This window comes from Virgibacillus salexigens (genome assembly GCF_000723585.1).
GTDB classification, from domain to species: domain Bacteria; phylum Bacillota; class Bacilli; order Bacillales; family Amphibacillaceae; genus Virgibacillus; species Virgibacillus salexigens.
The window spans coordinates 1740995-1754593 of record NZ_CCDP010000001.1 but is presented as its reverse complement, the minus strand read 5'-3'; the positions used below and the strand labels follow the sequence as shown (position 1 = coordinate 1754593).

Annotated in this window: 17 protein-coding genes, 1 pseudogene and 1 other annotated feature; of the genes and pseudogenes, 2 read left to right on the top strand and 16 right to left on the bottom strand. The window is 36.4% G+C overall.

Annotated elements, in window-relative coordinates; translation table 11 throughout:
- The first annotated feature begins 52 nt into the window (after positions 1 to 52).
- Positions 53 to 673: a lytic transglycosylase domain-containing protein gene (locus BN990_RS07985; protein WP_038243307.1), complete on the top strand. Its 621-nt coding sequence runs from the start codon at positions 53 to 55 to the stop codon at positions 671 to 673.
- Positions 674 to 725: 52 nt separating this feature from the next.
- On the opposite strand, the gene BN990_RS07980 is transcribed toward BN990_RS07985, so the two are convergent.
- The 5 genes and pseudogenes from BN990_RS07980 to dut form a co-directional block, all read right to left on the bottom strand.
- Entirely contained in the window at positions 726 to 1811 is a 1086-nt protein-coding gene (locus BN990_RS07980) for a M42 family metallopeptidase (protein WP_038243305.1), read from the bottom strand.
- A 267-nt stretch (positions 1812 to 2078) separates the two neighbouring features.
- Positions 2079 to 3195 (bottom strand): annotated as a pseudogene (locus BN990_RS07975) (ATP-binding cassette domain-containing protein).
- Positions 3183 to 3329: a hypothetical protein gene (locus BN990_RS22530; protein WP_021290912.1), complete on the bottom strand. Its 147-nt coding sequence runs from the start codon at positions 3327 to 3329 to the stop codon at positions 3183 to 3185. The pseudogene BN990_RS07975 and the gene BN990_RS22530 overlap by 13 nt, the downstream one beginning before the upstream one ends.
- Positions 3330 to 3695: 366 nt before the next feature.
- Complete coding sequence (locus BN990_RS23605; RefSeq protein ID WP_148530710.1) at positions 3696 to 3740, bottom strand: erythromycin resistance leader peptide; 45 nt, start codon at positions 3738 to 3740, stop codon at positions 3696 to 3698.
- 120 nt (positions 3741 to 3860) lie between these two features.
- Complete coding sequence (dut, locus tag BN990_RS07970; RefSeq protein ID WP_021290911.1) at positions 3861 to 4298, bottom strand: dUTP diphosphatase; 438 nt, start codon at positions 4296 to 4298, stop codon at positions 3861 to 3863.
- Between the two features lie 362 nt (positions 4299 to 4660).
- Here dut and BN990_RS07965 point away from each other — a divergent pair, with 362 nt between their 5' ends.
- The gene (locus BN990_RS07965) at positions 4661 to 5053 is read left to right on the top strand and encodes a hypothetical protein (RefSeq protein WP_021290910.1); all 393 of its coding nucleotides are present in this window, start codon (positions 4661 to 4663) and stop codon (positions 5051 to 5053) included.
- A 408-nt stretch (positions 5054 to 5461) separates the two neighbouring features.
- Here the strand turns inward: BN990_RS07965 and BN990_RS07960 are convergent, their stop codons facing one another.
- The 11 genes from BN990_RS07960 to BN990_RS07910 form a co-directional block, all read right to left on the bottom strand.
- Entirely contained in the window at positions 5462 to 6046 is a 585-nt protein-coding gene (locus tag BN990_RS07960) for a TVP38/TMEM64 family protein (protein WP_021290909.1), read from the bottom strand.
- 78 nt (positions 6047 to 6124) lie between these two features.
- On the bottom strand, positions 6125 to 6403 hold the full coding sequence (locus tag BN990_RS07955; RefSeq protein WP_038243303.1) for a DUF1294 domain-containing protein: 279 nt from the start codon (positions 6401 to 6403) through the stop codon (positions 6125 to 6127).
- A gap of 133 nt (positions 6404 to 6536) precedes the next feature.
- Entirely contained in the window at positions 6537 to 6893 is a 357-nt protein-coding gene (gene rplT, locus BN990_RS07950) for a 50S ribosomal protein L20 (protein ID WP_021290907.1), read from the bottom strand.
- A 67-nt stretch (positions 6894 to 6960) separates the two neighbouring features.
- Entirely contained in the window at positions 6961 to 7158 is a 198-nt protein-coding gene (gene rpmI, locus BN990_RS07945; protein WP_021290906.1) for a 50S ribosomal protein L35, read from the bottom strand.
- A gap of 54 nt (positions 7159 to 7212) precedes the next feature.
- Complete coding sequence (gene infC / locus BN990_RS07940; RefSeq protein WP_031335472.1) at positions 7213 to 7716, bottom strand: translation initiation factor IF-3; 504 nt, start codon at positions 7714 to 7716, stop codon at positions 7213 to 7215.
- Between the two features lie 72 nt (positions 7717 to 7788).
- Positions 7789 to 7911 (bottom strand) — a sequence feature (ribosomal protein L20 leader region).
- 81 nt (positions 7912 to 7992) lie between these two features.
- Positions 7993 to 8289, bottom strand: coding sequence for an MGMT family protein (locus tag BN990_RS07935; protein ID WP_021290904.1), 297 nt, complete (start codon positions 8287 to 8289; stop codon positions 7993 to 7995).
- 41 nt (positions 8290 to 8330) lie between these two features.
- Positions 8331 to 10271 carry a threonine--tRNA ligase gene (thrS, locus tag BN990_RS07930; RefSeq protein WP_021290903.1) on the bottom strand — a complete coding sequence of 647 codons (1941 nt, stop codon included), beginning with the start codon at positions 10269 to 10271 and terminating at the stop codon, positions 8331 to 8333.
- Positions 10272 to 10607: 336 nt separating this feature from the next.
- Positions 10608 to 11450 carry a sporulation protein YtxC gene (gene ytxC, locus BN990_RS07925; protein ID WP_021290902.1) on the bottom strand — a complete coding sequence of 281 codons (843 nt, stop codon included), beginning with the start codon at positions 11448 to 11450 and terminating at the stop codon, positions 10608 to 10610.
- A 141-nt stretch (positions 11451 to 11591) separates the two neighbouring features.
- On the bottom strand, positions 11592 to 12617 hold the full coding sequence (locus tag BN990_RS07920) for a bifunctional 3-deoxy-7-phosphoheptulonate synthase/chorismate mutase (RefSeq protein WP_031335468.1): 1026 nt from the start codon (positions 12615 to 12617) through the stop codon (positions 11592 to 11594).
- A gap of 34 nt (positions 12618 to 12651) precedes the next feature.
- Positions 12652 to 13341, bottom strand: coding sequence for a 4'-phosphopantetheinyl transferase family protein (locus tag BN990_RS07915; RefSeq protein WP_021290900.1), 690 nt, complete (start codon positions 13339 to 13341; stop codon positions 12652 to 12654).
- Between the two features lie 40 nt (positions 13342 to 13381).
- Positions 13382 to 13588, bottom strand: coding sequence for an MbtH family protein (locus BN990_RS07910; RefSeq protein ID WP_021290899.1), 207 nt, complete (start codon positions 13586 to 13588; stop codon positions 13382 to 13384).
- Positions 13589 to 13599: the final 11 nt, after the last annotated feature.

Sequence of the window (13599 nt, the reverse complement as noted above, 5' to 3'; positions counted from 1 at the left end):
TAGATTCTATAGTAAACTGATTATAAATACATGCAGAAAGTGAGAACGGGATATGGAGATGAGAGATTTACAACAAGTGATGCAGTACCAAGCAATGTCGGTGCTAGCATCAAATACAAATGGCTTTTCTAATTATTCTCCTATGATAGATTTAGCTTTTAAGCAAATGTTAACCGAACAATTAACCAAAGCTACAAACTTACAAGCAGCTAAGCAGCATTTACTACCTACAGCCCAAAATAATATGATATCACAAATGAGTAAACCGGCTACAACACAAGACAAGACAAATGCAAATCTAGCCATACATCAATTAATCGCAGATGCCGCTGCTACTTACCAACTTGATGAGAAATTAATCTATTCTGTTGTTCAAACAGAATCCAATTTTAATCCAAATGCACGAAGTAACGCAGGTGCCCAAGGACTAATGCAATTAATGCCAGCTACTGCAAAAGCATTAGGTGTTACAAACCCTTATGATGCTGAACAGAATATTAACGGTGGTGCAAAGTATTTAAGCCAAATGATAAAACGTTACAATGGAAATGTTGAATTAGCGTTAGCCGCTTATAATGCTGGACCGGGAAATGTTGATAAATATCATGGTATTCCACCATTTCAAGAAACGCAAAATTATGTAACAAAAGTGATGCATTCATATCTCACATAATGACAAAGGTTGTTCCAATATTGGAACAACCTTTGTCATTATCATTCAGAGATTAGTCAAAGATCAAGTTATTAACGGTATTCCGATCTAACTTCTTAATTGTTTCTACAATTAGTTTGACAGCATTATCAAAATCATCACGATGTAATATGCCTGCATGCGTATGAATATAACGTGTTGCAATCGTAATCGATAACGAAGGAACACCATTAGCAGTTAAATGAATGGAACCAGAGTCCGTTCCTCCACCAGCCATTGAAGTAAATTGATACGGAATGTTATTCTCTTCAGCTGTTTTTACAACTAAATTACGAACACCTTTATGAGAAACCATTGATGCATCATACAAGACAAGTTGAGGACCCTTACCTAATTCACTATCAGCATCATGGTCAGATACACCAGGTGTATCCCCTGCAATCCCAACGTCTACACCAAAACCTATATCTGGTTCTACTGCATTCGCAGCGGTTTTTGCCCCTCTTAAACCAACTTCTTCTTGCACCGTTCCAACCCCATAAACAATATTTGGATGATCCGTACCTTGCAATTGTTTTAAGACCTCAATTGCTATTGCGCAGCCAATTCGGTTATCCCACGCTTTAGCTAATAATAATTTTTCATTTTTTAGAGGGGTAAATTCAAAATAAGGTACAATGGAATCACCTGGATTGACACCAAACGCTTCGGCTTCCTCTTTACTGGCTGCACCAATATCAATAAACATATCTTTAATTTCTACTGGTTTTTTTCGAGCTTCTGCTGAAAGAATATGTGGAGGCTTTGAACCAATAACACCAGTCACATCACCTTCACCACCCATAATGGTAACACGTTGCGCAAGCATTACTTGGCTCCACCAACCACCCGTTGTCTGAAAATAAATAAACCCTTTCTCATCTATCCGAGTTACCATGAATCCTACTTCGTCTAGATGACCTGCAACCATAACTTTTGGGCCTTGCTCATCCCCTGTCTTTTTTGCAATTAGACTCCCTAGATTATCATAAACAACCTCATCAGCAAATGGCATAATATAATCCTTCATCACTTGTCTTGGCTCTTTTTCATTACCAGGAATTCCTTTTGCATCGGTCAGATCTTTAAACATTTTTACTGTATCATCTAAATTTCCCATATGTACTTCACCTCTTCTAATGATTTAATACTAATTATACCTTTATAGCATGAAGGAATAAATAGGATATTCAGTTATTATCCTAGGATCTCTCATCCTATTGCCTATCATTTACTTGAATGATTGCAAATATGCTTGTTTCCCATCAACTTCTAAGCCCTCTCATTTTATTTCGTATACAGTTTGAATCGTAAAAAGTTTCAATTTATCCTAACGCTGTGTGATAGGATAAATTGAAGCAGAGTCTATCTCCTCTGCTTCTTTACATTAGCTTTGTAAGATCAATTTTTTGTTTTCGATGAGATATACATGATCTGCCACACTATCTATAAACATACGATCATGTGATACAAGCAGAACCGTTCCCTCATACGCCTTTAAAAAACGCTCCAATGCTTTATATACAAATAACATCTAAAAAGTTTGTTGGCTCATCTAAAAACAACACATTATATTTTCCTAAAAATAACTGACATAATACTAACGAACAGCCTCTCCACCACTTAAATTTCGTACATCCTTATTTAGGTCATTTCCTGTAGAAGGATTTGCTCCTTCTTGGGAGCTTCCACCTCTTCAAGCTGTTCCATTCTCTGCTCTATAGCTTTCGCTGCACGTTGCATAGCCTTCTGACTAGTATCCTTTATTTGGTCATAAACATCTTGTTGGCCTTTGCTTTTGTTTCTTTTTTGGACATATGACCATTTCCTTGTGTGATTTTCCCTGCTTTCCTCATCTTTTCCTCTGCGGATTTTTAAAGTCGTATTTTTTCTTTTACATATGTTTCATGTTGTTCTTGTTGGTGCTGCTTCTCAAGTTTCTTTTGGTCAACATAATCCGAATAGTTCCCGGTATATTCGGTTACAGTTCCGTTCTCTATTTCCCAAATCTTCGTCACAAGTTGATCTAATACGTACCGGTCATGACTCACAAGCACAAGGGCACCATAATAATGAGTTAATTCTTTCATAAAAAATTGTATACCCTCTGTATCTAGATGCGTAGTAGGCTCATCTACCAATAATCCTTCATAATAGTTTGAGAAAATTTGTGCTAACTTCATCCTGGTTTGCTCTCCACCACTGAAGTTTTCCATTTTCGTTTCTGGGATAGATAATTTCCTTTTTAGATCATAATCTATCTCACTTTCATCTGGTGCTGTTACTTGATCAAGATAAGCAAAATTTATATAGCTTTTTACATGCCCTTTTTCTGGTTTTATTTGACCGTTCATCAATTTCAACAAGCTACTCTTGCCAGCGCCGTTTATTCCAACAATTCCAATGCGGTCAAACTGGTGTACAGCAAGACGCAGGACGTGTAATACCAATCTATCTAAGAAAGAAAGTTCAACATTTTCCAATTCCACACCTATTTTTTCCATTCCTTTCGCCCCCTTTCTTCTGCTTTTATTCCGACCCACGTCTGAGTAACAAATGGATGATTGTGCATAAAAACAACGCTTTCTTTCATTCCATACTTACAAAATACACGCTTACATACATAAATATAACGCATTGGTTTCCTCTTCCTTTTTAAATAAAAAAATCACAAGCATCTACCTGTGATTAAAAGTAAAAGGGAAAATCTATCCTAATTTATGAAACGTAGTTAGATGTCATTAACAGCTAAACCTAGCCTTGCTACAACAAAACAAAACGTAGACAAGATTTAAAAAAAGGCAGCACAAGCCGCCTTTCTATACATTACATATTTTTATCTCGCTTCCATCTAGCATAAGAGCCCACTTTCAAAAAGTTAGTGGGGAGATGCTCGAATCCAAGCAAGACGTATTTTTCAGATATGAAATGAAGGATGCTAAAAAAGGACAGACTAATTCCATTTTACTCTGTATTCACAAACAGAGCCTTTGAACGTATTCAATTACATGTTCAAAGTTGGGAATCGAAGTCTCATAGCATGTGTCATTTTTTAATAATCCTTCTTACAGTTACGTTCAGTGGCTATTATAGCTATGTTTGGGTTAAAAGTCAAAGGTAACTAGCGGTTCTGCTATTAATGCTGAACCATATTCTTACCCCATTGGTGTTACTTACTACCAGAGGAACCGAAACCACCTATGCCTCTGCTTGTGTTTGACAAAACTTCCGTCTCCGTAAGTTTGACCTGTAAAACTGGAGCTATAACCATTTGCGCAATTCTCATATGTTTTTCTACCTTAAAATCATCCTTTCCGTGATTAATTAAAATGACTTTTATTTCTCCCCTGTAACCCTCATCAATGGTTCCTGGACTATTTAGAACAGTGATGGAATGTTTTAGAGCTAAACCACTTCTTGGCCTAACCTGTGCTTCCGTTCTCTCAGGTAATTCGATTTGTATTCCAGTTCGAATTAATTCCGCTTCTCCAGCCTTGATCACCTTATCCTCAATTGAAAATAAATCCAATCCAGCGTCAACTTCATTAGCTCGATATGGTAACTTAGCTTCATTATGTATCAATTTAATTTTTAATTCCGCTTCCATTTCTATCCCCCGTTTCAAAACTTGCTGTTTCAACTAGTCTTCCTTTTCACTCATGAACAACCATGGAAAAAGACCAATACTATAATAATTACATATAATAGAATGGTTTTCAATTATGGCATGCTTCCACTTCTTAAAACCAGAACTCCTATCGGAAGATGTGATGGAAAGCCTAGATAATGAACGGATGATTGTAACACTGGTTCGTTTCTTTTATATACCTATAGCTCAGTCAAATAGAATAGCAGACTTTTTTCAATTACTATTTTCACCGAATATTACATGAAATAGCAAAAATAGTGAAACCTTATTATGTTATCATACGTATAAATGAGTAATAATTTTTCAGGGAGACAGATGGTATGATTATTATTTTATTCCGTATATTAATTTTTGTTGCAATCGCTTTGCTTGTCTACACATGGATACAATATTATCGAAACCCAGAAAGAAAACTACGCATAGCAAAAGCAGAAGGAAATTTTTATCTTTTAGATGAACCAACTAATAGTAAAAAGAATCTTTTGTTTGTTTATAGAGGCTGCTTATTTGAGGGTGAAAAATACGTAGGAACAACCGAAAATTCCTTTGAAGTTGTGGACATTCAAATTACAGTTAGAGATCCATTGGAACTCCGTGGACTAACTAGAGATGATTTGTATTTTCTAGAAAACGAAATGTTAATTCGATACCCATATGCAAAAATTGAATGGAAACATCCCATTAATAAACTTTTAATAACTTCAATCGAATGAGTACCTCTAACTCTAAATAATCTTTTTCTATCAAATCGAATTCTTTACTTACGGTAGTGATAATCGGCATAAAAAAATGAGGACCCTAAATCGTAATTAACCATCTTAATCGTTAATTTTGTAACCTGAAATACGGCATGCTTTACAGGGACAAAGCTTCAGTTAACTCGGGCAAGAAGTATTGCTTACCCGAGTAGAGCATCATGATCTGTAATGTTGCTGCAGAAATCACCCTTATTTCATTTAACAAGATTCACAGTCATGGCTATTATTCTATACAGTAGTACGTACAATTAAAAAACGAATGATAAATAATCCGAATCCTTTTTCCGAATGCAATTTCGCATTTTCAGAAAAATATTCGGATTATTCATTCTTACATACTTTTGATCCTCCATCGTTATTACCTTAAATACTTTCTTTTGTACTAACATGAAAAAACTCTTGCCATTTTATATAAATTTCTTTCCTTCTTAGTAAGTAGAGACATGGCAATAATAATATTAAAAATACGAAGATATAAAGAGGAGTTAAATTTGAAATCCATTGCCCAATAGACGTATAGACAAAAGCCAAAGGAATATTAGATAATATGGATGATTTCGTATATTCTTTAAAACCTGCAGAAATTTCAAGAAGGCATAGTGACAGTAAATGAAAATGGATAAATGGAACAAGGCGGAGTAAGGCAATTTGTGATGTTGTTAATACAGATTCTTTACCAATTAACCTTGATTTCAATTTTGTAAACCGCTTAACAGACTTTGGCATTTTATTTACAATCATATAAAAGATGATACTCGATAGCGTGATCCCTATTAAAGAGTATACTGTACCAGCAACCGCTCCAAATAAAATTCCTCCTGATATACATATAAATACCACAGGTAAAAAGAATAAAGGCCGCAGCAAATGAAAGCTAATGAATAATAATGGAGCAAACAGCCCCCCTGTTTCAATAACAGCCATAAGATAATTCCCAAATACCTCCATGACTCGCCTCCTTCTTGATGTTCTTCTTCCTACGTATAGGACGCGCATTAGTAAATGTATATGACATGAGACGAGCCATTATGACAAGGAAAAAACAACATAACAAACAATAATGACATGTAGCAGTATTAGAATAGGAGAGCCTATTCGAAATGACATATGCTTGGTTTTATGATGAAACGTTTTCATCCCAGCCCAAAGTCCCAATGATCCACCTACAATCGCAAGCAGCCAAAACGTCCGTTCTGGGATACGATATTGTTGTTTCTTGGCTCGTTGTTTGTCCATCCCCATAAATAAGAAGGTAATGACGTTTACACCAATTAAATAAGGTATTAAACTAGACAACAGTTCCATCCACATTATTCCTTTCTCTGACGGATTATTGACTATCCATAGATTAAAAATGACCAAATTCCTGCTTTTTTGCAAGTATTTGGTCATCTCATTCACAAAATAAATATCGGCCCTACTTTTTAGGACGTTTTCTTTATTTTAAAGCATCTTTTGCTTTAGTTACTAATTGTGTAAATGCCTGTTCATCATGGATTGCTAAATCAGATAGCATCTTACGATTAATATCAACGCCAGCAATTTTCAAGCCGTGCATTAACTTACTATAAGAGATATCATTTAGACGAGCAGCTGCATTAATACGTGAGATCCATAACTTACGGAATTCACGCTTTTTCTGTTTACGGTCGCGATAAGCATATTGACCTGATTTCATTACTTGTTGTTTCGCTGTTTTAAATAACGTTCTCTTCGAACCATAATAACCTTTTGCTAGTTTAAGGACGCGTTTACGACGTTTACGCGTAACTGTTCCACCTTTTACACGTGGCATAATAATTCCCTCCTAATACAAATCAAAATAAAATAGTAAATTGTTTATTTTCTAGTTATAAAATGCCTTACTTATATGGAAGCATTGTTTTAATTCGCTTAAAATCTGAAGATGATACGGTTGTACTCTTACGTAGTTTACGTTTTTGTTTTTGAGATTTATGAGCAAACATATGGCTTGTATATGCATGCGAACGTTTTAGCTTTCCAGTACCCGTTTTCTTAAAGCGTTTTTGAGAACCTTTGTGGGTTTTCATTTTTGGCATGTTGATTTCCTCCTTATAACAATAACAGTAAGTTAGCAGTCATTACTGCATAATTTATTTTTCATTTACTGGCGCAAGCATCATAAACATATTACGACCTTCCATTTTCGGTTTTGTCTCAATTGTCGCAATGTCTTTTACTTCTTCAGCAAATCTATCCAGCACTTCTCTTCCTAAATCTTTGTGCGTAATAGCACGTCCACGGAAGCGAACTGCAGCTTTTACTTTATCACCTTTTGTTAAGAATTTACGTGCCTGTTTTAACTTTGTTTCAAAATCATGGTCACCAATTCCAGGTGTGAAGCGAACCTCTTTGACATTAATAACCTTTTGTTTTTTACGTGCTTCTTTTTCTTTTTTCTGTTGCTCAAATCGATATTTCCCATAGTCCATAATGCGACAAACCGGCGGTTTCGCGTTGGGAGCAACCAGCACTAAATCAAGGTTCCTTGTTTGTGCAATATCTAATGCTTCTTGACGGGACTTAACGCCAAGTTGATCACCATTTGCATCAATTAAACGTACTTCTCTTGCACGAATTTTTTCATTTACATTCATTTCTTTGCTAATAATCATCCACCTCCAAAAAGTTTATCTATTTGTGATCATTATCGACAAGTCAACTATTTGTTCATGAAAAAAGTGTGGGCATATGCACCCACACGTCTCCATTCGTCTATATCAGAGTTAAGGACCAGTCAACTACCCAAAGGGTGTCAATCAGGTGAGAAGCGGGTGCTTCTACTTGTCTTAGATCATTCAGTTATCATTTTCAACTTTAATAGAATAACACATCATATATATGTTGTCAAAGCCTATTTTCAAAAATTTGTCTTATTGGTTCCAATTACAGGCAGTTAGTTGAACTCTTCCACGCGTATCAAAAGGGACGCCTTCATTTTCCAATAAAGCTCTTTGCTCTGTAAAAGCAGGGGCTAACTCACCGGTTTTCTTTACTACTCGATGACAAGGTAGGTTCCTATCTGCAGGAGCTTGTCGCATGGCCCAACCAACAACCCTTGCATTATGGGGTTGTTCAAGCGCCCTAGCAATCTGAGAATAAGTGGCAACTTGTCCTTCAGGAATCTTGGCGACTATTTGATACACCTGTTCAAAAAAACCATGATTCATGCTCTTTTTACTCCTTCTAATTTAGACGTTCTGGATCATGCTCACCTATGCATCGATTTGTCAGTGATTTCTTGTTTTATTAATGATGTAAATTCAGCAAGCGAATTGGTTTCTGATTGTTTCTCTCCATAGCGCCGAACATTTACTGCATTCTCATTCATTTCATTATCACCTAGAACAAGAGCAAATGGTATTTTTTGTGTCTGTGCTTCTCTGATTTTGTAACCTATCTTTTCGTCTCGTTCATCAATAGAAACTCGAACACCTTCCAATCTAAGTTTGTCCACTACTTGATTAGCATACTCAAGATGAGCTTGTGGTGCAACAGGAATCACTCTTACTTGTTCTGGTGCAAGCCATGTTGGAAACGCGCCTTTATACTCTTCAATTAGGAATGCAACGAAGCGTTCCATCGTTGATACTACGCCTCGATGAATAACAACAGGACGATGTTCCTTCCCATCCTCCCCTATATAAGTTAAATCAAATCGTTCTGGAAGATGAAAATCTAATTGTACCGTCGATAGTGTTTCATCTTTTCCAAGCGCCGTCTTCACCTGTACATCCAATTTAGGGCCGTAGAAAGCCGCTTCTCCTTCAGCTTCGACATATTCTACTTGCATTTCCTCCATTGTTTCTTTTAACATTGCTTGGGCTTTGTCCCACATTGCATCATTATCAACATACTTTTCTGTATCCTTAGGATCACGGTAAGACAATCGGAAATAATAATCCTGAATACCAAAGTCTTCATATACTTTTTGGACTAGTTCAACTACTCGAATAAACTCATCTTTTAATTGATCCGGACGTGCAAATATATGAGCATCATTCAGCGTCATTGCACGTACCCGTTGAAGCCCGGCTAAGGCACCAGACATTTCATAACGATGCATCGTTCCTAATTCGGCTATTCGTACCGGTAGATTACGGTAACTATATAGTTGATTTTTATAAACCATCATATGATGCGGACAATTCATTGGCCGAAGCACTAATTCTTCATTATCCATTTTCATTTCTGGAAACATGTCATCCTGATAGTGATCCCAATGTCCACTCTGTTTGTATAAATCAACGCTTCCTAATACTGGTGTATAAACGTGGTCATAGCCCAAACGCTCTTCTAAATCTACAATGTAGCGTTCAATTACACGACGAATGGTTGCACCTTTAGGCAGCCATAATGGTAGGCCTTGCCCTACTTTTTGTGAGACAGTAAAAATGTCTAACTCTTTACCTAGCTTCCGATGGTCACGTTCTTTTCGCTCTTCAAGAATTTTTAAGTATTCATCCACTTGACTTTGTTTGGCAAAGGCGGTTCCATATATCCGCTGTAACTGCTGATTATTACTGTCTCCACGCCAATAAGCACCAGAGATACTAAGCAATTTAAAGGCTTTTATTTTATTCGTAGATGGGACATGAACTCCTCGACATAGGTCAGCGAATTCTCCCTGTTTATAAATCGTTACTTGCTGATCGTGTGGAATAGCATCAATTAATTCTTGCTTTAGTTCGTCACCTTTAAACATGTCTTTAGCTTCTTCACGAGAAACCTCCAAACGTTCAATCTCGTGAGCCTCATCGACAATCCGCTTCATTTCTTTTTCGATTTTTGGAAGATCATCTGGTGTGATGGAATGCTCCAAGTCCATATCATAATAGAACCCTTCCTCAATGACTGGTCCAACCCCAAAATTCACATCTTTATATAAACGTTTAATCGCTTGTGCCATTAGATGTGCCGTAGAATGACGCATAATTTCAATACCTTCGTCATCCTTATTTGTAATAATTTCTACATTGCCTCCGTGTGTCAATTCACGTTTTAAGTCATATAAAACACTACCCAGCTTAATTGCTAGTGCTTGTTTCTTCAATCCGGATGAGATAGAACCAGCTATGTCTTCACCAGTTGTGCCAACCGGAAACGACTTCTCTGCTCCATCAGGAAAAACAAAAGATAATTCTGCAGCCATTACAATCACTCCTCCTTCAATATAAAAACGCTCATCCCTCTGCTTTAAGCAAAGGGACGAGCGTTGGTCACGTCGTGGTTCCACCCTATTTTCCGTAAACTCCTTACGGCTTCATACATCTATAACGCAGATGAAACGCTGCTACTTACTAGTAGGCTTCAATAGCAGGGTTCAAAGGTGGTAAATCATTGATGTCAGTAAGAAGCTCTCAGCCGGTGACTTCTTTCTCTTTCCAGACATACCCAATGATTCATGTCCTTTTCATTACCTATATCACAAAAACTTAAATTAATTTATAATGTGTATTATAGCTTCTAATTTTCGGAAAAGCAAGCCCTAATGTTGCTCTTTTTTACTATAGTAAGGAAATGGAAAATGATTAAACGGCTCAAACGTTACTTTTTCTTGAAAAACATTAATGACCGTCAAAGTCTTCGGTTCGGACGGATGATCTCCATATATATAAATCCTCCTTGGAGACATTGCTACAAGGGGAGCTAAATTTAATTCATCCTCATCCAATCCGACGATGTAAAGCGGTTCTTTTTGCATCAACACTCGCAACTCCATCGTTGAAAAGGGTCTTCCATTTTGCTTATAAAACGAAAATGAATTACCTTGTATAATATGGACTGTATCAACGATAGGCTCGCGATTCGAGATATACTCCCGTAACATATTCACAAATTCTTGATGTTCTTCTTCACGTTTATATTCATCAATTGCCAGTCCTACATAATGAATCACATAATCTCGAAACACTTTCAACCTAAACTTAACAAGTGAATCAAAGTGAATTGTCGATGTATCCTTAATATTAGCTATGAACAGGGATTCGAGTACTTGATATGGATCCTCTTTTTTACGAACTGTTAGACTATCTTTGTCTTTCCCTGACATAATCCAATTTGTTAACTCCAGTATTTCCTCCTTTTCATCAAGACTGGTATAATAATAAAAATCTTCAATAACGTTTGTAATTAATTTACCCAATCGTTGCGAAATAAATACATTTGTTAATGATTTAGCAATCGCTGATATAAGTATTTGGTTTGGAATTTGATCATCAAATTGAATATGATTCCCCCATTCCTCATGTGTCTTCCAGTGCAGGTTAATATGTTTATTATATTGCCGCACTTTTTCACAAAATCGAATTACTTCCTTATCTGACTCCATAAATAGTTCCACCAATAAACATCACCCTCATCCAACCAAACTGTTACATTATATGGACAAAGGTTTGAAATAATGAGTAATCCATTAAAACTACTTCTCCATGAAAATATACAAGTTTTATAGAATAAGGTTGATATGTTATTAGACACTTGCTGATAAAGAGAAACGATGTAAAAAGTTATCCAGTTGATCCATAAAAGAATGAAATTCTAAAAGGTCCATTTGTTGCTTTGCATCTGATAAAGCAACTTGCGGATTTGGGTGTACTTCCGCCATAACACCATCAGCCCCCGCGGCAATTGCCGCTTTTGCTTGTGGGATAAGTAGATCTTTTCTCCCAGCTGAATGAGAGACATCTGCAAATACAGGTAAATGTGTTTCTTGCTTTAAAATTGGTACAGCTGAAATATCTAACGTATTTCTTGTAGCTGTTTCGTACGTTCGAATGCCTCGCTCGCATAATATCACATTGTTATTACCTTCGTTTAAAATATATTCTGCGGCCATTTTAAACTCGTGTATTGTTGCAGATAAGCCTCGCTTCAACAATACTGGTTTATCTAATTTACCTACTGCTCGTAGCAAATCAAAATTATGCATATTTCGTGACCCAATTTGAACTACGTCTACATAATCATAGGCTTCATCAATACTTTCCGTACTCATAATTTCTGTTATCACAGACATATTAAATTGTTTTGCAACTTCAGAAAGTATTTGTAGACCATTTAGGCCTAATCCTTGAAAGTCATATGGCGATGTTCGAGGTTTGAATGCACCGCCACGCAATAATGTCATCCCTCTTTCCGACATTTGTTCTGCGACATGATAGACTTGCTCATAACTCTCAACAGAGCAGGGGCCAATGATGAAATGAGGTTGCTGATCCCCAATTAACGTATCCCCTACTTTAACAATTGAATTTTCTAGTTGGTGGTCGCGCGAATGTAAGTATACCTTGCTATCTTGTTCTTTTTTAGATGTTTTACATGCTAGCATTTGAAGAATCTCTATGATGGTTTCTGTTTGATAAGGACCTTTGTTTTTAGAGGCTATATCATCATAGGAAATTTCTATTTTTTGCAGCGATTCCTCAACCATTTGTCCCTTCACACATAATAATTCAATCAATGCATCATCAATACGCTCGGCTTTAAACATGGACATTCTCTCCTTTTCTCGTGTTTGCTTACTACATGGTTTACAGTTCATTCGCTAACCAGCTGAATTGACATTCCGTTAGATCATTAAATGACTTTTTATCTGCTTGCTTTGCACAAACCGTTAAGGAATAGCGGCTTAAATCTTTATATCGTTCACACAGATACCCTTTTACGATGTCTTCGGTTGTTGTATTAATCAGTTGTATATTTCTCATACCGGTAACACTAAAAGATTGAAGTGGTATAGATAATCCCTTGCCAGTTGCCTTCACAAAGCTCTCCTTCCCTGTCCATATCTCATAAAATGCTTGCACCGGCCGATCATGTTTAAGCATATTATTATATTCCCTATGAGAAAGCAGATTCTTAACTACAATGCTTTCAAGAGGTTGTACTTTTTCTATATCTACACCAACAGGATAATGGTGTGTCGCTAAGGCCACCCAATCACCAGAATGTGATATATTATAATGAAAAGAAGGAAAAGTTGGTATATTTGGTTTACCATAATTGGTAATCTCTATTCTCTGTTTCCTTAAATCATATCCGGTATTCAGGTAAAAGAATCGATGTAGTAAAAGGTCACCAATTAAAGTGCGATATGCATCATCGAGAAATCGATACCTACTAATTTTTTGTGTAACCCTAGCTGAGATATTAGGAAGTAATCTTTGAATCTCTTGATAACTTCTTTTGCTAGGAAGTTTGCATACATATAGATTAACCAAACCCAATCCCCCTTTGCCTTTCCCACCATATCTAACCTATCTATTCATTAACTAATATTAGCGACGAAGGTAATAAATCCTTCCAATTGGCTTCGATATAGTTCATACAATTGTCTCTATTATCTTCGCCAAAAATCACATTCCAGCCATCAGGTATATCGAGAAAGGAAGGCCAAAGCGAATATTGGCCATCCTTATTTCTTAATACTACATAGCTTCCATTTGGATTATCCATAGGATTTGTCATTATCGTTCTCC

Bases quoted from the DNA above. Each gene is read 5' to 3' on its own strand.
- BN990_RS07985 (WP_038243307.1), top strand. From the start codon at position 53: ATGGAGATGAGAGATTTACAACAAGTGATGCAGTACCAAGCAATGTCG.
- BN990_RS07980 (WP_038243305.1), bottom strand. From the start codon at position 1,811: ATGGGAAATTTAGATGATACAGTAAAAATGTTTAAAGATCTGACCGAT.
- BN990_RS22530 (WP_021290912.1), bottom strand. From the start codon at position 3,329: ATGCGTTATATTTATGTATGTAAGCGTGTATTTTGTAAGTATGGAATG.
- dut (WP_021290911.1), bottom strand. From the start codon at position 4,298: ATGGAAGCGGAATTAAAAATTAAATTGATACATAATGAAGCTAAGTTA.
- BN990_RS07965 (WP_021290910.1), top strand. From the start codon at position 4,661: ATGATTATTATTTTATTCCGTATATTAATTTTTGTTGCAATCGCTTTG.
- BN990_RS07960 (WP_021290909.1), bottom strand. From the start codon at position 6,046: ATGGAGGTATTTGGGAATTATCTTATGGCTGTTATTGAAACAGGGGGG.
- BN990_RS07955 (WP_038243303.1), bottom strand. From the start codon at position 6,403: ATGGAACTGTTGTCTAGTTTAATACCTTATTTAATTGGTGTAAACGTC.
- rplT (WP_021290907.1), bottom strand. From the start codon at position 6,893: ATGCCACGTGTAAAAGGTGGAACAGTTACGCGTAAACGTCGTAAACGC.
- rpmI (WP_021290906.1), bottom strand. From the start codon at position 7,158: ATGCCAAAAATGAAAACCCACAAAGGTTCTCAAAAACGCTTTAAGAAA.
- infC (WP_031335472.1), bottom strand. From the start codon at position 7,716: ATGAATGTAAATGAAAAAATTCGTGCAAGAGAAGTACGTTTAATTGAT.
- BN990_RS07935 (WP_021290904.1), bottom strand. From the start codon at position 8,289: ATGAATCATGGTTTTTTTGAACAGGTGTATCAAATAGTCGCCAAGATT.
- thrS (WP_021290903.1), bottom strand. From the start codon at position 10,271: ATGGCTGCAGAATTATCTTTTGTTTTTCCTGATGGAGCAGAGAAGTCG.
- ytxC (WP_021290902.1), bottom strand. From the start codon at position 11,450: ATGGAGTCAGATAAGGAAGTAATTCGATTTTGTGAAAAAGTGCGGCAA.
- BN990_RS07920 (WP_031335468.1), bottom strand. From the start codon at position 12,617: ATGTCCATGTTTAAAGCCGAGCGTATTGATGATGCATTGATTGAATTA.
- BN990_RS07910 (WP_021290899.1), bottom strand. From the start codon at position 13,588: ATGACAAATCCTATGGATAATCCAAATGGAAGCTATGTAGTATTAAGA.